17 protein-coding genes are annotated in these 23,974 nt (G+C 43.2%); 9 read left to right on the top strand and 8 right to left on the bottom strand.

Annotation, left to right across the window (positions count from 1 at the left end; translation table 11 throughout):
• Window positions 1-64 precede the first annotated feature (64 nt).
• From DXA54_RS02750 to DXA54_RS02715, 8 genes are all read right to left on the bottom strand, one after another.
• Window positions 65-1,720: an AMP-binding protein gene (locus tag DXA54_RS02750; RefSeq protein ID WP_008645207.1), complete on the bottom strand. Its 1,656-nt coding sequence runs from the start codon at window positions 1,718-1,720 to the stop codon at window positions 65-67.
• A 7-nt stretch (window positions 1,721-1,727) separates the two neighbouring features.
• The gene (locus DXA54_RS02745) at window positions 1,728-2,282 is read right to left on the bottom strand and encodes a helix-turn-helix domain-containing protein (RefSeq protein WP_004313803.1); all 555 of its coding nucleotides are present in this window, start codon (window positions 2,280-2,282) and stop codon (window positions 1,728-1,730) included.
• Between the two features lie 40 nt (window positions 2,283-2,322).
• Entirely contained in the window at window positions 2,323-3,096 is a 774-nt protein-coding gene (proC, locus tag DXA54_RS02740; RefSeq protein WP_004310476.1) for a pyrroline-5-carboxylate reductase, read from the bottom strand.
• A 136-nt stretch (window positions 3,097-3,232) separates the two neighbouring features.
• Window positions 3,233-4,354: an aspartate aminotransferase family protein gene (locus tag DXA54_RS02735; protein WP_008649668.1), complete on the bottom strand. Its 1,122-nt coding sequence runs from the start codon at window positions 4,352-4,354 to the stop codon at window positions 3,233-3,235.
• Window positions 4,355-4,366: 12 nt separating this feature from the next.
• On the bottom strand, window positions 4,367-5,335 hold the full coding sequence (argC, locus tag DXA54_RS02730; RefSeq protein WP_120078926.1) for an N-acetyl-gamma-glutamyl-phosphate reductase: 969 nt from the start codon (window positions 5,333-5,335) through the stop codon (window positions 4,367-4,369).
• Window positions 5,332-6,540: an argininosuccinate synthase gene (locus tag DXA54_RS02725; protein WP_004310468.1), complete on the bottom strand. Its 1,209-nt coding sequence runs from the start codon at window positions 6,538-6,540 to the stop codon at window positions 5,332-5,334. Before DXA54_RS02725 ends, argC begins: the two co-directional genes overlap by 4 nt.
• Window positions 6,541-6,553: 13 nt before the next feature.
• Window positions 6,554-7,132 carry a GNAT family N-acetyltransferase gene (locus DXA54_RS02720; RefSeq protein ID WP_004299851.1) on the bottom strand — a complete coding sequence of 193 codons (579 nt, stop codon included), beginning with the start codon at window positions 7,130-7,132 and terminating at the stop codon, window positions 6,554-6,556.
• A gap of 27 nt (window positions 7,133-7,159) precedes the next feature.
• Window positions 7,160-7,633 carry an arginine repressor gene (locus DXA54_RS02715; RefSeq protein WP_004310466.1) on the bottom strand — a complete coding sequence of 158 codons (474 nt, stop codon included), beginning with the start codon at window positions 7,631-7,633 and terminating at the stop codon, window positions 7,160-7,162.
• Between the two features lie 235 nt (window positions 7,634-7,868).
• Here DXA54_RS02715 and rhaB point away from each other — a divergent pair, with 235 nt between their 5' ends.
• The 9 genes from rhaB (at window position 7,869) to DXA54_RS02665 (ending at window position 23,974) form a co-directional block, all read left to right on the top strand.
• Complete coding sequence (gene rhaB, locus DXA54_RS02705) at window positions 7,869-9,326, top strand: rhamnulokinase (protein ID WP_008649669.1); 1,458 nt, start codon at window positions 7,869-7,871, stop codon at window positions 9,324-9,326.
• A 50-nt stretch (window positions 9,327-9,376) separates the two neighbouring features.
• Window positions 9,377-10,633: an L-rhamnose isomerase gene (locus tag DXA54_RS02700; RefSeq protein ID WP_008649670.1), complete on the top strand. Its 1,257-nt coding sequence runs from the start codon at window positions 9,377-9,379 to the stop codon at window positions 10,631-10,633.
• A 3-nt stretch (window positions 10,634-10,636) separates the two neighbouring features.
• Window positions 10,637-11,656: an L-rhamnose/proton symporter RhaT gene (gene rhaT / locus DXA54_RS02695; RefSeq protein WP_004310462.1), complete on the top strand. Its 1,020-nt coding sequence runs from the start codon at window positions 10,637-10,639 to the stop codon at window positions 11,654-11,656.
• 92 nt (window positions 11,657-11,748) lie between these two features.
• Window positions 11,749-12,558 (top strand): rhamnulose-1-phosphate aldolase, encoded by an 810-nt coding sequence (gene rhaD / locus DXA54_RS02690; RefSeq protein WP_004310461.1) that lies wholly within the window; start codon window positions 11,749-11,751, stop codon window positions 12,556-12,558.
• 96 nt (window positions 12,559-12,654) lie between these two features.
• The gene (fucO, locus tag DXA54_RS02685; RefSeq protein WP_004299884.1) at window positions 12,655-13,809 is read left to right on the top strand and encodes a lactaldehyde reductase; all 1,155 of its coding nucleotides are present in this window, start codon (window positions 12,655-12,657) and stop codon (window positions 13,807-13,809) included.
• 175 nt (window positions 13,810-13,984) lie between these two features.
• Window positions 13,985-14,884: an AraC family transcriptional regulator gene (locus tag DXA54_RS02680; RefSeq protein WP_004310460.1), complete on the top strand. Its 900-nt coding sequence runs from the start codon at window positions 13,985-13,987 to the stop codon at window positions 14,882-14,884.
• A gap of 108 nt (window positions 14,885-14,992) precedes the next feature.
• The gene (locus DXA54_RS02675) at window positions 14,993-19,018 is read left to right on the top strand and encodes a two-component regulator propeller domain-containing protein (protein ID WP_008649672.1); all 4,026 of its coding nucleotides are present in this window, start codon (window positions 14,993-14,995) and stop codon (window positions 19,016-19,018) included.
• 335 nt (window positions 19,019-19,353) lie between these two features.
• Window positions 19,354-22,491, top strand: coding sequence for a SusC/RagA family TonB-linked outer membrane protein (locus DXA54_RS02670; RefSeq protein WP_032852748.1), 3,138 nt, complete (start codon window positions 19,354-19,356; stop codon window positions 22,489-22,491).
• Between the two features lie 13 nt (window positions 22,492-22,504).
• Window positions 22,505-23,974 carry a RagB/SusD family nutrient uptake outer membrane protein gene (locus DXA54_RS02665; protein ID WP_004310457.1) on the top strand — a complete coding sequence of 490 codons (1,470 nt, stop codon included), beginning with the start codon at window positions 22,505-22,507 and terminating at the stop codon, window positions 23,972-23,974.

Raw genomic sequence — 23,974 nt, 5'->3', positions numbered from 1 at the left:
ATGAGAAGAACGATATTACATCATCTGTAATATCGTTCTTCTATTGATTAGAGTTGTTTATAATTTACTTCTTATCGTTTTCGCGAATCTCCACCCGGCGGATCTTACCGCTGATTGTCTTAGGTAGCTCTTCTACGAACTCGATCACACGCGGATATTTATAAGGAGCAGTCACTTTCTTCACGTGGTTCTGCAATTCCTTAATCAGTTCTTCTCCGGCACGTGCTTTATAGTCTTTGGATAGAACAATCGTAGCTTTTACTACCTGACCGCGAATCTCGTCGGGTACTCCGGTAATGGCACATTCCACAACAGCCGGATGAGTCATCAACGCACTTTCCACTTCGAATGGGCCGATGCGGTAACCGGAACTCTTGATAACGTCGTCTGCACGACCGACAAACCACAGGTATCCGTCTTCATCTTTCCAGGCAACATCGCCGGTATAATATATTCCGTCGTGCCAAGCTTCGTGAGTACGTTCCGCATCCCGGTAGTATTCTTTGAAAAGTCCGAGAGGTTTGCCTTTGCTGGTGCGGATTACAATTTGTCCTTGCTCACCGGCTTCAACAGAGCGACCTTCATGGTCAATCAAATCTACATCATATTGAGGATTCGGCAGCCCCATGCTTCCCGGTTTCGGTTCCATCCACGGCATAGTGGCGATGGTAAGGGTTGTTTCTGTTTGTCCGAAACCTTCCATCAGTTTGATACCTGTCAGTTTCTTAAACGTTTCAAATACGGCGGGGTTCAATGCTTCTCCGGCAATGGTGCAGTATTTTAGTGAAGACAAGTCGAACTTTGTCAGGTCTTCGTGAATCAAGAACCGGAAGATGGTAGGAGGCGCACAGAGAGAGGTGACATGATATTCCTGGATTTTTTCCAGAATAGCTGCCGGGGTAAACTTCTCGTGGTCGTAGACGAAGATATTGGCTCCGGCAATCCATTGTCCGTAGAGTTTTCCCCATACCGCTTTTCCCCAGCCGGTATCGGCAATGGTGAGGTGAAGACTGTTCTCGTCCAGGTTGTGCCAAAAACTACCGGTAACGATATGACCTAACGGATAAGTAAAGTCATGTGCCACCATCTTAGGTTCGCCGGTAGTGCCGGAGGTAAAATACATCAGAGAGATGTCATCATTAGTATTCGCATGGCGCGGACGTACAAATGGAGCAGCATTTTCGATACCCTGATGGAAATCTTCGAAGCCTTCCGGGATTTCCGGACCGACACTGACTAACTTTTCAACCGTGGGACATTCGGGAAGAGCATCTTTGATATGTTGCAGGATGATTCCTTCGCCGGCAGCTACGATCATTTTGATGTCGGCAGCGTTGCAGCGATAGATAATATCCTTCTTGGTCAGCAAGTGAGTAGCCGGAATAACGGTTGCTCCTAGTTTGTGAAGAGCGATGGTGCTATACCAGAACTCATAACGGCGTTTCAGAATCAGCATCACCATGTCGCCACGGCCGATACCCAGGCTCTGGAAGTAAGAGGCGGTCATGTCCGTAGAGCGTTTCATGTCGGCAAATGAGAATTGGCGACTTTCGCCTTTGTCATTTGTCCAGAGTAAAGCGTTCTTGTCAGGTTGTTCGGCAGCCCAGGCGTCTACTACGTCATAGCCGAAGTTGAAGTTCTCCGGGACGTTTATTTTCAAGTTTTTGATAAAATCCTCTTGTGAACTGAAAGAGGTCTGTGATAAAAATCTTTCTACCATGATGTTATTACATAATTACTGCCAGAAAACGTACTGTTTTGCCATCGAGCGCTTTCATGCCATGTGGAAGTTTAGAGTTAAAATAGATACTGTCGCCTTGGTTGAGGATGATTTCTTTGCCTTCGATGTTGATAAGCATACGTCCTTCGATGACAAGGTTGAATTCTTGTCCGTTATGTTGGTTATAATGGATTGGTTCGTCGTTTGCTTTCGGTTCAACAGTGACGATGAACGGATCGGCGGTACGGTTCATGAATCCTGAAGCCAGTGATTGGTATTTATAAGCTTTGGTACGTTCGATGCTGACTCCTTTGCCGGCACGGGTCACGAAGTAGCTGCTCATTTTAGGCTCTTCACCAAACATCAGGGCGTCGAGAGCTATATTATACGTGCGGGCTATTTTTTGTAACATGCTGACAGAGATATCGTAGTCTCCGGTTTCTGCAAGTCGGTATTCTTCGGCAGAGATGTCGCTGTCGCGGGCGATATCCTCTGCGGTCAGTTCCAGTACATCACGTAATCCGCGGAGGCGTTCTGCGATCTGTTTAATTTGTTCATTCATACAAGTGGTTCGTATTTTTATGATTAATAATTCTATGGTATTATTTGGAGGCTTTCATGGCTTTGATGATAGCGGAGGTGAATCCGTTGTGTTCCAGTTCATTGATCCCCTTGATTGTGATTCCGCCCGGAGTGGTGACCTTGTCGATTTCTACGCTGGGGTGGGTGTCGTTGTTCTGAATCAGTGCGGCTGCTCCTTTTAAGGATTGTGCTATCATTTGCATGGCATCTTTGGGACGAAGTCCCATTTCGATTCCGGCTTGCATGGCTGCCTGAACGTATTTCAATACGTAAGCGATACCGCAGGAGGTCAATGCGGTGGCTGCCGCTATTTTATCTTCGGGAATAAGCATCACTGTTCCCATCTCGCTGAACAACCGGAGGATGAATTTGTCCTGTTCATCGTTCGTATTGCGGGCGGCAACAAGCGTCATACTTTCCAGTTCGCTGATAGCGGTGTTCGGAATCAGGCGGAACATGGCCATTTCCGGTGCTACGACATAATGAGCCAGTTCTTCAAAACTGATGCCGGCAGCTACGGAGATGAGTATCTGTTTGCTTTTCAGTTTCAATTCGCGCATCACCGGTTCCATAAACCACGGTTTGACAGCAAGGATGACAATATCTGCTCCTGTGGCAGCTTCCACATTGCTGTTGGTGATAGAGATACCCGGAAATTCCTTTTTCAGTTTCTCTAGTTTTCCGGCACTCGGATTGGACACAATGATGTCCGAATCGTCTATCAGACTTCCTTTTGCCAGGCCACGGGCTATTGAACCGCCCATGTTTCCTGCACCGATAATGGCTATTTTCATATACGCTTATTTTTAATGAGTTGTTAAAGGCAAAGGTAGCAGTTAATTACGAAAAAACAAAAAGCAGCCGGAATAAGAAATAAATTTCTAATAAAGGCTGCTTTTATCGTTGGCTGTTTATTAATCAAATGAGCGATTAGAGTACTTTCTTGAACCGGGCAAGGAAGTCTTCTGCTTCCTCCATAGTAAGACAGAGAGGAGGTAACAGGCGAAGTACATTCGTACCGCTTGCTCCGGTAAATACATGCTCGTCATAGATGAGGCGGCTACGTAGTTCTTTGATGGGTTCTTCGAATTCGAGTCCGATCATGAGTCCGCGTCCGCGTACCTCTTTTATTTGCGGGAATTTCTTCAGTTCTTCCAGTAAGTAGTTACCTACTACCTTTGCGTTTTCTATCAGATTTTCTTGCTCAATGACGTCCATCACAGCGAGTGCTGCCGAGCATGCCAGATGGTTTCCGCCGAAGGTAGTTCCCAATTGACCATATACCGGTTTAAACATCGGGCTGATCAGGACACCTGCCATCGGGAAACCGTTGCCGATACCTTTGGCTACAGTGATGATGTCCGGCTTGATGTCATTATATTGATGGGCGAAGAATTTACCGCTACGTCCGTATCCGCTCTGAATTTCATCGAGAATCAGGATCGTTCCTGTTTCGCTGCAAGCTTTGCGGAGTTCTTGCATAAATTCGGTGGTCGGTATCTTGATACCGCCTACCCCTTGTATTCCTTCAATGATAACAGCGCATGTGTCTCCTTTAGACAGTTCCTGCTTCATCGCTTCCATATCGTTGAGCGGGAGATAGGTGACATGACCGTTATTGTTGATAGGGGCGATAATGGAAGGATTGTGAGTCGCTTCTACCGCCAGAGATGTCCGTCCGTGAAATGCCTTATTGAAAGATACGATTTTGGTACGTCCGTTATAGAAGGAAGCCAGCTTCAAAGCGTTTTCGTTCGCTTCGGCTCCACTGTTAATCAGGAACAGGCTGTAGTCTTCGTAACCGGAAATCTTGCCCAGTCGTTCGGCTACCTCTTGTTGGAGTTTGTTGATGACGGAGTTTGAGTAGAAACCAAGTTTAGCCACCTGGTTACTTATCATTGCTGTATAGTGAGGGTGTGCATGTCCGATAGAGATAACGGCATGACCTCCGTAGAGATCCAGATATTCCGTTCCGTTCTCATCCCATACCTTGCAACCGTCGCCCTTGACAATGTTGATGTTATATAAAGGATATACGTCGAATAATTTCATAATTCTTTGTTTTTAAAAAGCTGAAGGCTTCAAACGTAGTCCTACGGTTTCTTCCAGATTGAACATCAGGTTCATGTTATGAACCGCTTGTCCGCTGGCGCCTTTCAGCAAATTGTCGATACAAGAGATAATCAATAGTTTGTCACCGTGTTTCTCCAGATGTATCAGGCACTTATTAGTATTAACGACTTGTTTCAAGTCAATATTCTTGTCTACGATGTGTACAAAGGAGTCTTTTGCATAATATTCCTCATACATACGAACGATTTCTTCCAGTGCTACTTTGGTTTTGACTACCAGCGTTGCAAAGATACCACGGGCGAAATCGCCACGGTATGGAATGAAGTCGATCTCCGCATCGAAACTGTTTTGCAGCTGTTTCAGTGATTGCTTGATTTCCGGAACATGCTGGTGCTCGAATGCTTTGTACACACTCATATTGTTGTTTCTCCAACTGAAATGACTGGTAGCACCCGGTTTCACTCCGGCTCCCGTACTTCCTGTAATGGCATTTACCATTACATCATTCGTCAGCATCAGATTCTTGGCAAGCGGAAGTAAACCGAGCTGGATGCAGGTTGCAAAACAGCCGGGATTGGCTACGTGCTTTGCCGTACAAGTGGCACGGCGGTTCAGTTCCGGCAGACCGTAGATAAAGTCGTGGTCGTCGCTCATAATACGGTAGTCCATCGAGAGGTCGATAATCTTCAGGTCTTCCGGTATGTTGTGACTTTCCATGAATTTCTTTGTGTCGCCGTGGGCGGTGCAGAAAAAGAGAACGTCGATTTCGTCCAGAGGTAACTGGTCGGTGAATCTTAGATCTGTTTCTCCATACAAGCCTTCGTGTACGTCGGTAATTCTGTTTCCGGCATTACTGCTGCTGTTGATAAATACGATTTCAGTTTCCGGATGGTTGAGCAGCAGACGGATTAATTCGCCTGCTGTATATCCTGCGCCACCAATGATTCCTGCTTTAATCATATCTCTTCGTCTTTGTGGTTATTATAGTAGACACGTAGCGGAGTAGAAGTGACTTTGATAAAGCCTTTGGCGTCTTCGGCTGTCCAGCCTTTCTGCATTTCACCGTATTCTCCGAATTTAGTCTTCACCAGATCGTCTTCCGATTCTACACCTACGGTAGAGAAGGAGAGAGGGCGAAGCTCGAGGATAGCCGTACCGTTTACGTTACGCTGGCTTTCCTGCAACATCGCTTCGATGTCACGCATCACCGGTTCGAGGTATTGGCTTTCGTGGAGGAACATACCGTACCAGTTGGCTACCTGGTCTTTCCAGTATTGTTGCCATTTGCTCAATGTATATTTCTCAAGGAAGCGATGGGCGCCGATAATCAACATCGGGGCGGCTGCTTCGAATCCTACACGGCCTTTGATACCGATAATTGTATCACCCACGTGCATATCACGGCCGATACCGTATGCTGCACCAATCTCTTCCACTTTCTGGATGGCTTTGATCGGGTCGTCAAACTTCTCGTCGTTGACAGCTTTCAGTTCCCCTTTTTCGAAAGTCAGGCGGAGCTGTTCGCTGCCTTCTTTTTCAACATGTTTGAGGTAGGCTGTTTCCGGGAGTCCTTGCGCGGAGTCGAGGATTTCGCCACCACAGATAGAAGTACCCCACAAACCTACATTATAAGAATATTTCAGTTTGGTGAAGTCCGCGCTGAAACCATGTTTGTTCAGATAATCAATTTCTTCCTGACGGCTCAATGCCATGTCACGGGTCAATGTGATGATTTCTACATTGGGAGCCAATACGAGGAAAGTCATGTCGAAACGGATCTGGTCGTTACCTGCTCCGGTAGAACCGTGTGCGATGGCATCCGCACCGATTTCGTTGGCATAGCGTGCGATAGCCAGTGCCTGGAAAATACGTTCGGAACTAACAGAAATAGGATAAGTACCGTTACGCAGCACATTTCCGAAAACCATGTATTTCAGGCTCTTTTCGTAGTATTCCTGGGTTACGTCCAGTGTCACGTATTTCACTGCTCCCAGTTTATAAGCATTTTCTTCGTTTGTTTTCAGTTGTTCTTCGCTGAAACCACCCGTATTGGCACAAGCTGCATATACTTCGTAACCTTTTTCTTTGGCGAGGTACATGACGGTGAACGATGTGTCCAGTCCGCCGCTGAATGCCACCACTACTTTTTTCTTCTTTTCTTCCATAGTGCTGTATCTTTTAAATGTTATTTCTTTCTTGTTCTTTTTTGATGTTCCGCGGCTCTGTCGGATCGTACAGCATGGCTGTGCAGATGCAGAACTTGCGGTTTTTCGCTACCAGAATATCATGGTTGATACATCCTTCGCATCCTTTCCAGAAAGCTTCGTCGTCTGTCAGTTCGTTGAAGGTGACAGGCACATAACCCAGTTCGGTGTTCATTTTCATGACAGCGGCTCCGGAGGTCAGACTGAATATTTTTGCTTTCGGCCATCGGAGACGTGCCAGTTGGAAAGAAGCTTGTTTAATACGTTTTGCCAGTCCTAACCCACGGAAATCGGGATGAACGATCAGACCGGAAGTAGCCACATATTGCTTGTTTCCCCATGATTCGATGTAGGTGAATCCGGCAAAAGTATCGCCACAAAGAGCAATAATCGCCTTACCTTCTTTCATCTTTGTCGCTACGTATTCGTGTGTACGTTCCGCAATTCCTGTTCCTCGTACGGCGGCAGCATTTCTGATAGTTTCCAAAATAGTGTCAACGTAAACCTCATGTGAGGCGTCGGCTACCATAACATCTATTTGTTGAGTGTCCATTTCTTTATTATATAATAATAGGTATAATTATTCGATATTGGGAATGATGAGTGACAGAAGCTGACGTATTTTGCTGATGGCAACTCCTTCACGCAACACCAACATGATTGTATCGTCACCGGCAATGGTTCCCAGTATTTCACTGAATTCATTGTTGTCGATGTCATACGCCATGCTACTCGCATAACCGGGACGGGTGCGGATAACGGCAATGTTACCGGAAAACTGTAAAGAGATAAATCCGTTGTTACGTAACATTTCACCGGCACTCTGGTCGGTAGAACGTTTATACATAATGTTGTTCGGCAGTACATATACGTACTTTCCGTTCATACTGGCAGCCTTGGCTACTTTCAATTGTTTCAAGTCGCGGGAGAGGGTGGCCTGTGTCAGTTCGAAGCCTTCGCGGTTCAGCTCTTGCAGCAGTTCTTCCTGCGAACCGACCTCCTTGCTTGAGATTATCATTTTGATGGCGTCTAACCGATTTGCTTTCTTCTTCATTGTATAATTATTCTAAGAATGGCGCAAAAGTATGCATTATTTTGGAGAAAATATGCATAAAACCAAAGTTTTTTTGCATAAAAGTGAAAAATATGCTAAACGGTGAGAGCCTGCTTTTTTGTTTTGTGTCAAAATGTATACCCTTTCAATCAAAATACATAAGGAAAGGGAGGAGGGAATCGCCTATCTTTGCCATGTAGGTAAATGGATACCTTAAATATATAGACAGAATACCATGAAACAAAACTTTTTTGCAGTCGACCTGGGCGCAACGAGCGGCCGTACAATCTTAGGAACTTTCATCGAAGGCGGATTAAATCTGGAAGAGATTAATCGTTTTCCTAACCACCTGATTGAAGTGGGTGGACATTTCTATTGGGATATTTATGCATTATATCGTCATATTATTGACGGGCTGAAGTTGGTGGCTCATCGTGGCGAATCCATTGCTTCTATTGGTATTGATACCTGGGGAGTGGATTTTGTATGCGTCGGAAAAGACGGTAACCTGCTTCGTCAGCCATACGCGTACCGTGATCCTCATACGGTAGGAGCACCGGAAGCTCTTTTCTCCCGTATTTCGCGTAGTGAAGTCTATGGCAAAACGGGTATTCAGATTATGAATTTTAATTCACTTTTTCAATTAGATACTTTACGTCGCAATCACGACAGCGCATTGGAGGCGGCAGATAAAATTCTGTTTATGCCGGATGCATTAAGTTATATGCTGACCGGAGAGATGGTGACGGAATATACAATTGCTTCGACAGCGCAGCTGGTAAATGCTCAAACACGTCGTTTGGAACCGGAGTTGCTGAAAGCAGTAGGTTTGAGTGAAAAGAATTTCGGACGTTTTGTATTTCCGGGTGAAAAGGTGGGAGTATTGACGGAAGAAGTGCAAAAGATAACCGGACTGGGGGCAATTCCTGTAATTGCAGTAGCCGGTCATGATACCGGTTCTGCTGTTGCTGCCGTTCCGGCACTCGATCGTAACTTTGCTTATTTGAGCAGTGGGACTTGGTCGTTGATGGGAGTTGAAACAGATGCTCCGGTGATTAATGCCGAAACAGAAGCGTTGAACTTTACCAATGAAGGTGGTGTGGAAGGAACCATCCGTCTGTTGAAGAATATCTGTGGAATGTGGTTGTTGGAACGTTGCCGTTTGAATTGGGGAGATACAAGCTATCCTGAATTAATCAGTGAGGCGGATGCTTGCGAGCCGTTCCGTAGTCTGATTAATCCGGATGATGATTGTTTCGCGAATCCTGCGGATATGGAAAAAGCCATTGCTGAATATTGCCGGGCTACCGGACAAGCAGTTCCCGAGAAACGTGGACAAGTGGTGCGTTGTATTTTTGAAAGTCTGGCTTTGCGTTATCGTCAGGTATTGGAGAATTTACGTTCGCTTTCTCCCCGTCCGATTGATACATTGCACGTAATTGGCGGCGGTAGCCGGAATGATCTGTTGAACCAGTTTACAGCTAATGCGATAGGAATTCCTGTGATAGCCGGTCCGTCTGAAGCAACAGCTATCGGTAATGTAATGATTCAGGCAATGGCAGCAGGTGAAGCAACGGATGTTGCCGGTATGCGCCAGTTAATCAACCGCTCTATCCCGTTGAAGACTTATCAGTCGCAAGATACGGAAGCTTGGGACGCGGCTTATATCCATTTTAAGAATTGCGTTCGATAATACATTGAACAACCGACAGAATAATCATTTATTTAAACTAATAGAATATCATGAAAAAAGAAGAACTGATTCAGAAAGCGTATGAGATTGCTGTGGAACGTTATGCAGCAGTAGGTGTAGACACCGAACAAGTATTGAAAACGATGCAGGATTTTCATCTGTCACTTCACTGCTGGCAGGCTGACGACGTTGCAGGATTTGAAGTACAGGCCGGCTCATTGACCGGAGGTATTCAGGCAACCGGTAATTATCCGGGCAAAGCTCGTAATATTGATGAATTGCGTGCTGACATTTTGAAAGCTGCTTCTTATATTCCGGGTACTCATCGTCTGAACCTGCACGAAATCTATGGAGATTTCCAGGGTAAGGTGGTAGACCGTGACCAGGTAGAACCGGAACATTTCAAGAGCTGGATCGAATGGGGTAAAGAACATAACATGAAGCTCGACTTCAACTCTACCTCTTTCTCTCATCCGAAATCAGGTGACTTGTCTCTTTCTAATCCTGATGAAGGCATCCGTCAGTTCTGGATTGAACATACCAAACGTTGTCGTGCCGTTGCGGAAGAAATGGGTAAGGCACAGGGGGATCCGTGTATCATGAATCTTTGGGTACATGACGGAAGCAAGGATATTACGGTAAATCGTATGAAATATCGTGCATTGCTGAAAGATTCTTTGGATCAGATCTTCGCTACCGAATATAAGAATATGAAGGATTGTATCGAATCTAAGGTGTTCGGTATCGGTCTGGAAAGCTATACAGTGGGTTCTAACGACTTCTATATCGGTTATGGTGCTTCTCGTAACAAGATGATTACATTGGATACCGGTCATTTCCATCCGACAGAAAGTGTAGCTGATAAAGTATCTTCACTGTTGCTTTATGTACCTGAATTGATGTTGCACGTAAGCCGTCCGGTTCGTTGGGATTCAGACCACGTTACTATCATGGATGATCCGACAATGGAACTGTTCAGCGAAATTGTTCGTTGCGGTGCTTTGGACCGTGTACATTATGGTCTTGACTACTTCGATGCATCTATCAACCGTATTGGTGCATACGTAATCGGTAGCCGTGCTGCACAGAAATGTATGATTCGTGCTCTGCTCGAACCGATTGCCAAGTTGCGCGAATACGAAGCAAACGGACAGGGATTCCAACGTCTGGCTTTGCTTGAAGAAGAAAAGGCGCTTCCTTGGAATGCAGTTTGGGATATGTTCTGCTTGAAGAACAATGTGCCTGTTGGTGAAGATTTCATCGCAGAAATTGAAAAGTACGAAGCCGAAGTAACTTCTAAACGATAAGTTATGGAAATCTTAATCGGCTTATTGATTATAGCTATCGGTAGCTTTTGCCAGTCCAGTTCTTATGTACCTATCAAAAAGGTAAAAGAATGGAGCTGGGAAAGCTTCTGGTTAATACAAGGTGTATTTGCCTGGTTAGTGTTCCCGTTCCTGGGTTCACTACTGGGTGTACCCCAAGAGAGCAGTTTGTTCGACTTGTGGGGAGCAGGAGGTGCTGGAATGAGCATCTTTTATGGTATATTGTGGGGAGTAGGAGGGTTGACTTTCGGACTTTCCATGCGCTATTTGGGTGTTGCGCTCGGACAGAGTATCTCACTGGGTACTTGTGCCGGTTTCGGTACCCTTCTTCCGGCTCTTTTTGCCGGTACAAACTTGTTTGAAGGTAACGGGCTAATTCTTTTGTTGGGTGTTTGCATCACGTTGGCAGGTATTGCTATTATCGGGTATGCCGGTAGTTTGCGTGCGCAAAACATGAGCGAAGAAGAAAAACGTGCTGCTGTAAAAGACTTTGCATTGACAAAAGGGTTACTGGTTGCACTTTTGGCTGGTATCATGAGTGCCTGCTTTGCTTTGGGACTGGATGCGGGAACACCTATCAAAGAAGCCGCTTTGGCTGGTGGAGTGGAAGGACTTTATGCCGGTCTTCCGGTTATCTTTCTGGTTACGCTTGGAGGCTTCCTGACAAATGCAGCTTACTGTTTGCAACAGAATGTGGTTAACAAAACGATGGGTGACTATGCTAAAGGAAAAGTGTGGGGCAATAATCTAGTGTTCTGTGCGTTGGCTGGTGTACTATGGTATATGCAGTTTTTCGGATTGGAAATGGGTAAGAGCTTCCTCACCGAAAGCCCGGTGTTACTGGCTTTCTCCTGGTGTATTCTAATGGCATTGAACGTAACCTTTAGTAATGTTTGGGGAATAATTTTAAAAGAATGGAAAGGGGTGTCAAACAAGACCATAACTGTGCTGATAGCTGGTCTGATCGTCCTTATCTTCTCTTTAGTATTCCCAAATTTGTTTTAAAAAAATCAAGAACGGATTACACGGATTACGCAGTTTTTTTATAACTTGCGGCAAAATCCATGTAATCCGTGCCTAATTAAAATATATATATAATGAAATCAATTTTAGAGAATCGTCCGGCACTTGCCAAAGAAGTAAACAAGGTAGCAGAAGTTGCCGGATACTTGTGGCAGAAAGGATGGGCTGAACGTAATGGTGGTAATATCACTGTTAATATCACAGAGTTTGTAGACGATGAAATCCGTCAGATGAAGCCGATCAGCGAAGTAAAGTCTATCGGTGTGACTCTTCCTTATCTGAAAGGCTGCTATTTCTACTGCAAGGGAACTAATAAACGCATGCGTGATTTAGCCCGCTGGCCGATGGAAAATGGTTCGGTAATCCGTATTCTGGATGACTGTGCCAGCTATGTGATTATTGCGGATGAAGCCGTAGTCCCGACATCGGAATTGCCTTCTCACTTGAGCGTACACAATGACCTGTTGAGCAAAAACTCTCCTTATAAAGCATCTGTACACACACACCCGATTGAACTGATTGCCATGACACATTGTCCGAAATTTCTGGAAAAAGATGTGGCTACCAATCTGTTGTGGAGTATGATCCCTGAAACAAAGGCATTCTGCCCGCGTGGTTTGGGTATCATTCCTTATAAATTACCTAGTTCGGTGGAATTGGCTGAAGCTACCATCAAAGAATTGCAGGATTACGATGTGGTGATGTGGGAGAAACATGGTGTATTTGCAGTGGATTGCGATGCGATGCAGGCATTCGATCAGATTGATGTACTCAATAAGTCGGCTCTGATTTATATCGCAGCTAAAAATATGGGCTTCGAACCGGATGGTATGAGTCAGGAACAGATGAAAGAAATGTCAGTTGCTTTCAATCTTCCTAAATAAGATTTATACTAGTCATTGATTTTAATTACTTTAGAAACCGTGGCATTTTCTACCCTGGAAGGTGCTGCGGTTAACCCTTTAAACAAATAGATAACCATGAATCGCATTATTTTAAACGAAACTTCGTACTTCGGTGCCGGATGCCGTAGTGTCATTGCTGTGGAAGCAGCCAGACGTGGCTTTAAGAAAGCCTTTTTTGTAACGGATAAAGATCTTATCAAGTTTGGTGTGGCTGCCGAAATCATTAAAGTATTTGATGAAAATCAGATTCCTTACGAACTTTATAGTGATGTAAAAGCGAATCCTACGATTGCAAATGTACAAAACGGTGTGGCGGCATACAAAGCTTCCGGAGCCGATTTTATCGTTGCTTTGGGCGGCGGTTCTTCCATCGATACTGCCAAAGGAATCGGTATTGTTGTGAACAATCCGGATTTTGCAGACGTGAAATCTCTGGAAGGGGTAGCCGATACCAAACACAAAGCGGTGCCTACTTTCGCGCTGCCTACTACTGCTGGAACAGCTGCCGAGGTAACGATCAATTATGTGATTATTGATGAAGATGCCCGCAAGAAAATGGTTTGCGTAGACCCGAACGACATTCCTGCCGTAGCTATCGTAGACCCTGAACTGATGTACTCAATGCCCAAAGGACTGACTGCAGCTACCGGTATGGATGCTTTGACTCATGCCATCGAAAGTTATATCACTCCGGGTGCTTGGGTAATGAGCGATATGTTCGAATTGAAAGCCATTGAAATGATTGCTCAAAACTTGAAAGCAGCTGTGGATAATGGTAAAGATGTGGCAGCCCGCGAAGCTATGTCACAGGCACAATATATTGCCGGTATGGGATTCTCGAATGTCGGTTTAGGAATTGTCCACTCGATGGCGCATCCGCTAGGTGCGTTCTATGATACTCCTCATGGGGTAGCCAATGCCTTATTGTTACCGTATGTGATGGAATACAATGCTGAATCTCCGGCAGCTCCGAAATATATCCATATTGCGAAAGCAATGGGAGTGGATACTACCGGAATGAGTGAAGCCGAGGGAGTAAAAGCGGCTGTTGAGGCAGTGAAAGCACTTTCTGCCAGTATCAATATACCGCAGAAATTACATGAAATCAATGTGAAGGAAGAAGATATTCCTGCACTGGCTGTAGCTGCTTTCAATGATGTTTGCACAGGTGGTAATCCTCGTCCTACTTCGGTAGCAGATATCGAAGCTCTATATCGCAAAGCTTTCTAAAGTTAGTTTTTGCGGAAGTTCTTTTCACCACAGATTACACAGATTTACACAGATTTAATTCTTAAATATCGGCTTCCGATTAGAAAATAATCTGTGTAAATCTGTGTAATCTGTGGTGTTTTTCTGAAAATAATTCCTATTTTTGTCCAACTCAATTACATGAAAACACACTGGTATGATCGAGGATAATAGTTTAGGATTAGAATTTAAATATCTGATTGTAAATGACATGGACCGTAAATTCGGGCTATGGGTAAATACCGTCGGCTATCAATCCATTCCTCCCGATTCACCTTATCCGTTGAAAGAGCATCCTTCCGGTTACTTCTTTAATGCAGAAAAAGGAAGAGTGCTTCGTGAGTATCAATTGGTATATATCACCAAGGGACGTGGTTTGTTTTCATCTGATTCTACCTCTGAAAAGCAAGTTTGTAAAGGTCGGCTGATGGTATTGTTTCCCGGACAATGGCATACTTATCGCCCGTTGCGGCAGACTGGTTGGACGGAATATTATATAGGTTTCGAGGGGCCTATGATAGACGCCATTGTTGATGATGCTTTTTTGTCGCAGGAACAGCAAATACTGGAAATAGGCCTTAATGAAGAGTTAGTCTCATTATTCTCCCGTGCTCTTGCCGTAGCCGAAGCGGATAAGATTTCCGCGCAACAATATCTTTCCGGGATTGTGCTCCACATGATAGGGATGATTCTTTCCGTCTCCAAGAATAAGGTTTTCGAGATGAGTGATGTGGATCAGAAGATCGAACAGGCAAAAATCATTATGAATGAAAATGTTTCCGGCAATGTGGACCCGGAAGAGTTGGCTATGCGACTTAATATTAGTTATTCATGGTTTCGACGTGTTTTTAAGGAGTATACAGGTTATGCTCCGGCTAAATATTTCCAGGAATTGAAACTTCGTAAAGCTAAACAAATGCTGGTGGGAACTTCCCAGTCAGTAAAAGAGATTTCTTTTTTTCTAGGTTTCCAGTCAACCGAATATTTTTTCTCTTTCTTCAAGAAACGTACGGGACTAACTCCGTTGGAGTATCGTTCGTTCGGGCGGGAAGAATGAATAGGATGAAGTTCATATCTATTAGTTATTTGGCTCTGATTTTGGGAATATCATAAAAACTGTTACTTTTGTGGCGAAGATAATGTGCTATAAACCATCATTCTTGATATGCGCGGACAAAAACTATCTAAGATCCATTTTCTTATTCTGTTATCTCTTTTAGGATTTATATCTCCTCTTCAATCACAGGAATATAAGTTCAGAACATTGGGTGTGGAGGATGGATTGTCGCAAATAACGGTGAGCGATATTTGCCAGGATGAGAAGTCGCGTATATGGATTGCCACACTGGATGGTCTGAATTGTTTCGATGGCAATCATATCAAAGTCTTTAATCATTTTCATAACGATTCCATCAGTTATGGTAATCTATATGTCACCCAGATGGTGGAGGACGGCCAGGGGAGTCTTTTTCTCTTGACCTCTACGGGACTTTTCCAGTTCGACCTTGAAACGGAGAAATATTATATTCTTCCGGTGCCTTCTCCTTCCACTCTTGCCAAAGGAAAGTTGGGAGTGTGGATTGCAGAAGGGGGAAAACTCTTCTTATATGATAAGAATACCCGTTCCGTGAAACCCATGTATGCGGAGGTACATTTGCCGGACACCGGGCCGACAATGGTAGAAGGTTCGGAAGGAAATCTTTGGGTTGCTTTGAAAGATGGCGGGGTGATGCGTGTGGATACTTGTGGATCGATGTCGCTTTATTTGCCCGGAATCAAGGTGATGAAACTGATAAAAAGTAACGATCAGAATATTTGGGTTGGTTCGCAGGATCATGGTGTTTTCTGTTTTTCACCTCAAGGTGCAGTCATACATCATTATGATTATAACAACAAGAGTGTTTACACGGTCCGGGATGATATGGCAAGAGCGCTATGTCAGGATTTGGAAGGGAATATATGGGTAGGTTACAGAAGCGGATTGAGTAAGATTGAGGTGGCTACCGGGAAAATATTTCATTATCAGGCGGATCCTAACCGGGTGGGGGCTATGTCCAATCGTTCGGTGACTTCTCTTTATACGGACAAACAAGGAACTGTCTGGGTGGGGACCTATTGGGGCGGCGTGAACTTCTTCTCACCGGAATATCAACATTTTGTACATTATCATGCTTCGGATACCGGATTGTCTTTTCCGGTGGTGGGTGCTATGGCAGAAGATAAATCCGGAAATATATGGATTTGCACAGAAGGTGGAGGACTGGATTTATATCAACCGGAACAAGGAACATTCAAACATTTTAATGCGCATACCGGATATCATTTTAGTACGGATTATCTGAAAGATGTCGTTTTTGATGAGGCTAATAACTGCTTGTGGATTGCTGCTGACTTTACAAACAAGGTCAACTGTTTTCATCTTGATAACTATCGGAATGATATATATGACCTCGAACCGCTCGGAGAGGAAAGTGTGGGAGAAGCTCTGTTTGCCTTGGCCGACACTCCTCGTAAATTGTATGTAGGTACAACATCTGCAGTTGTTAGTCTGGATAAACAGACCTTAAAAACTGAAGTGCTGTTTCATCAAAAGGAGTTGTTTACACATAATTATAACACTTTGTTGCTTGATTCGAAAAACCGGCTATGGTTTGCTTCCGATGATGGTTGTGTAGCTTATGTGATTGATGAAGGGCGGTTTGAAACGTATAGGATAAGTCTGAAGAAACAGGTCAGATCTCAAAAAGAGCTGGTCAATGTCATCTATGAAGATCGAAAGGGAAACATTTGGGTCGGAACACATGGCAACGGGCTTTTCTTGTTGGATAAGAAAGAGCGATTGTTTCGTTTACATACTCCTGAAAGCGTATTGTCGGGAGAAAATATCAGAGTGTTGGGCGAAACTCCTTCCGGGAATTTATTGATTGGTACCGGACATGGATTGTCTGTGTTAGAACAGAAAGACGGGAAAGTGATAAACTTCAATTCTAAAACAGGATTTCCGCTGACTCTTGTCAATAGGAAATCCATGCATGTATCCCGCAATCATGATATTTATATGGGAGGAGCTACCGGACTGGTTGCCATTCGTGAAAGTAGTTTGTCCTATCCTCCGAAAATATATGATTTGGAGTTGGCTCATTTGTATGTCAATAATAAAGAGATTACCACAGGCGATCAAACCGGCATCCTAAATAAGTCCTTTGCCTATACCGACCGGATTAAATTGAATTATTTGCAGAATGTGTTTTCTATCGGTTTCTCGACAGATAACTTTCTGCATATTGGCGGTGGTGAGGTAGAATACCGGTTGATAGGTTCTAATGACGAATGGAGTGAGAATCGTTTGGGGAATGATATTACCTATACAAATATATCTCCGGGCGATTATGTTTTTGAGATCAGATTGAAGAACTTTCCGGAAGTAATCAGATCTCTTCATATAACGATCACACCACCTTTTTATGCCACCTGGTGGGCTTATACAATTTATGTGTGTGTGATTCTGACGATTCTATTCTTTGTAGTGAGAGAATATAGAATTCGGCTGTTCTTGAAAACCTCGTTGGACTTTGAACTTCGTGAGAAACAATATATTGAAGAAATGAACCAATCCAAACTGCGTTTCTTCACTAATATCTCACATGAAATCAGAACCCCTATTACCCTTATCCTGGGGCAGGTTGATCTGTTGTTGAATTCCGGTAAGTTGTCTACGTATGCTTATTCGAAATTACTGAATATACATAAAAATGCCGGTAACCTGAAATCATTGATAACGGAGTTGCTTGATTTCCGGAAACAGGAGCAGGGACTTTTGAAACTGAAAGTTTCTCAATTTGATTTATATTCTTTACTCAAAGAGCATTATGTATTGTTCAAAGAATTGGCAGCTAACAGGAATATTTCGTTTGTTTTGCATGCTGACTGTGAGCAATGCCTCGTGTGGGGAGATCGTATGCAATTGCAGAAAGTGGTTAATAACCTGCTGTCGAATGCTTTTAAATATACTTCAGACGGTGGAAGTATCAGTATGGAATTGGCTGATGGAGCGGATGAATGTATGTTTTCCGTTTCAGACAATGGGGCAGGAATATCCGAGGAAGATTACGTGAAGATATTCGAGCGGTTCTATCAGGCCGAGAATATCGGACAGTATGGAGGAACGGGTATCGGGCTGGCTTTAAGTCAGGGGATTGTGAAAGCTCATCAGGGAGATATAACTGTAGAAAGCCAGTTGGGGAAAGGTTCATGCTTTAAGGTCACTCTGAAGAAAGGAGATGCTCACTTTGATTCTTCTGTTTCCCGGATTGAACCGGAGCAGGATAAGGAATATATTTATTATTCGGAAGATAAAGAACTATTGGTTAAGGAGGTACAAACGGCTCAAAGTGAGAGTGGGACTACTGACTGCAAGCTGTTGGTTATTGATGATAATGAAGAAATCAGAAATATCCTTGTAGATATCTTTTCTCCATTGTACACGGTTGAAACTGCAAGTGATGGTGAGGAAGGGTATGAGAAAGTAAAGATGATGCAACCTGATCTGGTTATTTCGGATATTATGATGCCCGGAATGCCCGGAACGGAATTGTGTGCCAAAATTAAGAACAATATTGAAACTTGTCATATCCCTGTCGTTCTTCTGACTGCCCTTAGTGCGCCCGAACGTGAGTTGGAAGGATTAAGAATTGGAGCGGATATTTATGTGGTGAAGCCATTTAATATGCGGCGGCTGGTGATGCAATGCAATAATCTGATTAATACCCGCAGACTTTTACAGAATAAATATGCCCATCAGCTGGATAGCAAAGCGGAGAAGATTGCAACGAATGAACTCGATCAGAGGTTTATCGAACAAGCGACACAGGTAGTGGAAGATAATATGGAAAATCCCGAATTCAGTGTAGATGTCTTCTCACGTGAGATGGGGGTGGGACGTACTGTCTTATTCCAGAAGATAAAAGGTATCACGGGAAGTACGCCAAATAATTTTATCATGAATCTGCGTCTGAAAAAAGCTGCATATTTTCTGCAGAATTCTCCGGAAATGAATATATCGGATATTGCTTACCGGTTAGGATTTGGAAATCCTCAATACTTCAATAAATGTTTTAAAGAACTTTTTGATATTGCTCCTACGCAATACCGAAAAGCTCATAATACCTCCTCCGAACCCTCTGTGAAGTGATTAAAATAAGTCATCTGAATTTTTAGACTAGATAAAACGAACAATTCGATAGGGTGCAATATATTCAAATGTGATACTTTTGTGGCGTTGGATAATGCCAGCTTGTACTTGAGTTTTCTTTGGTTAGGTGTGTCCGCACACACTTTCATTTGGTAGACCGGGTGCTGTGTAATCTTTATTCTAATATAATAATTATTGTGTAGTATTATGAAAGACAAATATCCATATAATAAATAAAAGATAACATCTTATTGGAGAGAAACAATATATTTTCCCCAATTAATTAAGTAGTGAGTAAAACCTTGATAATTAACCAATTTAATTTTATTCTAGTTATGAAAAATTTGCAGAGTAGGACAAAAGTGCGGTTGCTTCAGTCGTTCCTTTTGATTTCCTTGAGTCTCTTTTTCCTTGTCAATCCGGCTTATGCTCAAGGCGGGTTTGCAGTGAAGGGAGTTATTGTGGATAAAACAGGATTTCCTTTGCCTGGCGCCAATGTGATGGAAAAGGGAACATCTAATGGAACAATTACAGATTTAGATGGTAATTTCTCATTGAATGTTTCGAAGAAGGGAGTTACTTTGACTGTATCATTCATGGGATATACCCCTAAAGATGTGGTAGTGAAAGATAAAACAATGAATATTACGCTTGAAGAGAACTCTAAGCTATTGGACGAAGTAGTGGTAGTGGGTTACGGTACGATGAAAAAGCGTGATGTAACAGGAGCTATTACTTCCATCTCAAGCGAGGCCATTGAGCAAAAAATGGCTACTAATGTTTTTGAAGCATTGCAGGGTACTACTGCCGGTGTACAGGTGGTATCCGGTTCCGGACAGCCCGGTGAATCTTCTTCTATCAAAATTCGTGGTACTTCCACTTTTTCTGCCGAAGGTGTGACTCCTCTTTATATTGTAGACGGTGTTCCTTTGGAAAGTATCGATGGTATCAATACCAATGATATTACTTCTATGGAAATTTTGAAGGATGCCGCTTCTGCAGCTATCTACGGTTCCCGTTCGGCGAACGGTGTGATTATTATCACTACTAAAAGTGGGCAGGAAGGTAAAGCCCGTATTGATATCAAGTATAATCACTCGTGGGGTACATTGTCTCACAAGGTTCCACAAGCAAACCGTAAAGAACGTTTGTTGTACGACCAGTACCGTAAAGAGTATTTTGAAACATACGGCGGAGGTAATCCGGATGAAAGTAGTGATATACTGAATGATCCGTTGAACTCTTTCTTTAATGTGGATAACGATTATCTGGACATGATTACAAGCACTGCACAAAAAGATCAGGTGGATATCAGTGTAGGTGGTGGTACAAAGAAACTGAAATATTTCATCAATACCGGTTATTATAATGAGAAAGGTATTATTTCCAATACAGGTTTCCAGAGATTAAATACTCGTATCAACTCCGATTATTCACCGACAGACTGGATGAATATGGGTAGCCGTATTTCTTTGACTTATTCTAAAAAGAAAGGTCTGAATGAAGGTACTTTATTGAGCGCAGTGTTGACTCGTCGTCCTTATTTCAATACTTATTATCCGGATGGCTCTTTGGTCGGAGTGTTTAACGGTCAGAAGAACCCTATTGCGCAGGTCAATTATACCACCGACTTTACTGATTCTTATAAGGCTAACTTCTTCCAGTTCTTTGAAATCAAATTCAACAAGTATTTGAAGTTTAGAGCTAATATTAATGCCAACTTCTATCTGGATAAACGCAAAAAACTCGAACCGAGTCTTATCACCGATGAATGGCAGAAACAGAATAAAGGTTATTCTTATAATTACCTGAACTGGAACTGGATGAATGAAGACATCCTTACTTATGCACGCAAAATAAAAGATCATAATTTTACGGCCATGGTAGGTGTTAGTGCACAGCAGTGGCGTTATGAAAACGAAACATTTGTGGGGATAAACTCGTCTACAGATTTTATCTATACAATGAATGCTTTTGCCGCAAACCTGGATTTGTCATCTACAGGCTCCACATTAAGCAATCACTCTATGGCTTCCATTTTTGCCCGTGTGACTTATGATTATAAAGGAAGATATTTGCTCAATGCCATTATGCGTCGTGACGGTTCTTCTCGTTTTGCCAAAGAGAACAAATGGGGTAATTTCCCTTCCGTATCTGTGGGATGGCGCTTCTCGGATGAGAAATTCATGAAATTTTCGAAAAAGTTTCTCGAAGATGGTAAGATCCGTGCAAGTTTCGGTATCACGGGTAACGAAGCAATCGGCAACTACGACTATATCTACTCTTATTCTCCGAATTCTATTTATGACGGAGTGGGTGGCGTTATTCCGACTCGTATCGGTAAAGACAATCTGAAATGGGAGGAAACTAAACAGTTCAACCTTGGTTTGGACTTGAATTTCTGGAATAGCCGTTTGACGATTACTGCCGATTACTACGATAAATACACAGACGGTTTGTTGGCAAACTACCAATTACCTAAGGAGTCTGGTTTTGCATATATGAAAACCAATGTCGGTGAGATGAGCAACCGCGGGTTTGAAATTGCCGTTACCGGTGATATTATCCGCACGAAGGATTGGAAATGGAATGCTTCTTTCAATATCTCCAGAAACATCAACCGTATTGAAAAGCTGTCTGAAGGTAAGGCATATATGGAAGGTGATATCTGGTGGATGAAGGAAGGTGGCCGTGTGGGTGACTTCTACGGATTTAAAAGCGCCGGTGTCTTTGCATACGACGAATCGAATGCTTTCACTGATAAATGGGAACAACTGACTCCGGTGTTTGAGAATGGTGTATTCCAGTACAAATATTTGTTGGATGGAAAAGAATATACAGGTAATATTCGTCAGAAGACGTTGCCGAACGGCAAACCGTTCCGTGGTGGAGATTACAACTGGGAAGAACCGGAAGGAACCCGTGATGGTGTGATTGATGATAATGACCGTATGGTGATCGGTAATGCCATGCCTGATGTAACCGGTGGTTTGAATACAACGGTGACTTGGAAGAATTTGAGTTTATACTTAGGATTCTATTATTCATTGGGAGGACAGATTTATAATGCAGCCGAACATAATCGTAATATGTTCAAATACACCGGAACTACTCCTTCACCGGAAGTCATCCATAATATGTGGTTGCATCCGGGTGACCAGGCAATCTATCCGCGTCCGTATAATGATGATTACAACAATGCCCGTATGGGTAACTCGTTCTATCTGGAAGATGCTTCCTTTATTCGTTTGCAGAACATACGTGTAGCATACGATCTTCCTGAAAACTGGATAAAGAAGCTGATGTTGAAGAATATAAATATCTACGCTTTTGTAAACAACGCCTTGACATGGACCAACTATTCGGGATTCGATCCTGAATTCTCTACCAACAATCCTCTGCAGGTAGGTAAAGACTCTTACCGTTATCCGAGAAAGAGAGAATATGGTATTGGTTTTTCTGCAAACTTTTAATTGAAGATATCGTATGAAGAATATAAAATATTTTGTTGGAGCTGTATGCCTGGCTCTATCGTTGAATAGCTGTTCAGACTTTCTGAATGAGGAACCGGTAAGTGAAATTCCGGCAGGTGACATGTGGCAGACTGCCCGTGACGCTAAGGCAGGTATAAATGAAATCTATGGATTGTTACGTTCCACTTTACGGGAGAACTATTTCTATTGGGGGGAGTTCCGTTCGGATAATGTAGCTCCCGGAGCACCGGTAATGGCCGATCAGGCACGTGTTATCAACAACCTAATGTCTACGGATGAGAAATGTGCAAAGTGGACGACTCTGTATCAGATGATTAACCAGGCAAATCTGGCTATTAAATATGTTCCTAATATCAGTATGCCTGATGTGGCAGACCGAAATGACTATCTCGGACAAGCTTATGCATTGCGTGCTTTGGCCTACTTCTATGCTATCCGTGTTTGGGGAGACGTACCTTTGTTTACAGAACCTACTGAAAAGTATTCGGAAGCCATCTACAAAGAGCGTACGGATAAAAACTACATTTTGGAACATGTCATTCTTCCGGACCTGAAGAAAGCGGAAAGCCTGATTAACCGTAACAAGAATTACGAACGCAAACGCATTTCTATCTGTGGCGTATGGGCCATCATGGCGGATGCTTATATGTGGGCTAAAGAATATAATCTGGCCGACCAGACCATCGATAAGATGGCGACTATCGCTTCTAAAAAGGGCGGTCGTTTTGTAGACTTCGAACCTAACATTGCTACTTGGCATACCATGTTTACGGAAGAGCTGACTAATAAACCTTCTGATGATACACCGGAAAATGATGAATATAACTCCAGAGAGTTTATTTTCCTTGTTCATTTCAACATGGATGAAGTCGGCACGAATGGTTACAGTTACATGTATCAATGGTTTTCCGGTTCAGGGAATCGTGCGGCAGTCATGTCTGATAAGTTTATGAGTATCTTTGATGAAAAGGATATGAAAGGTGATTTACGCAAAGATTATACGGTGAAGAATTACCAAAATGGAAATGAATTGCGTAAATATATGGCAGGTGACATCAGTAACTCTTTGAATAAGACATGCGAAGTAGCCTATCCAATCTATCGTTACACAGATATGATGTTGTTGCAAGCTGAAGCTCGTGCTCATCAGGGAAAATGGGGGGAAGCTTTGGATTTAGTAAAAACTGTACGTGACCGTGCCGGATTGAATACACTGACTGAAAATGATTTTGCTTCAGAAGAAGAGGTAGTCAATTATATCTTGCGTGAACGTCAGGTGGAGTTAGCTGGCGAAGGACGCCGTTGGTTTGATTTACTGCGTACCGAAAAGTGGAAGGAAGTGATGAAACCTATTAACGGAATGGAGCAGGATGGCAATGAACTTTTCCCGATCCACTATTCACATATCTTGGAAAATCCGAAGATTGTGCAGAATACGTATTATGGTAATACTAACAACTAA

Origin of the sequence: Bacteroides sp. OF03-11BH, from assembly GCF_003604005.1 — a bacterium.
GTDB lineage: Bacteria > Bacteroidota > Bacteroidia > Bacteroidales > Bacteroidaceae > Bacteroides > Bacteroides ovatus.
Note: the sequence above shows the minus strand (reverse complement) of the source record. Positions and strands in the feature narration are given on the sequence as shown.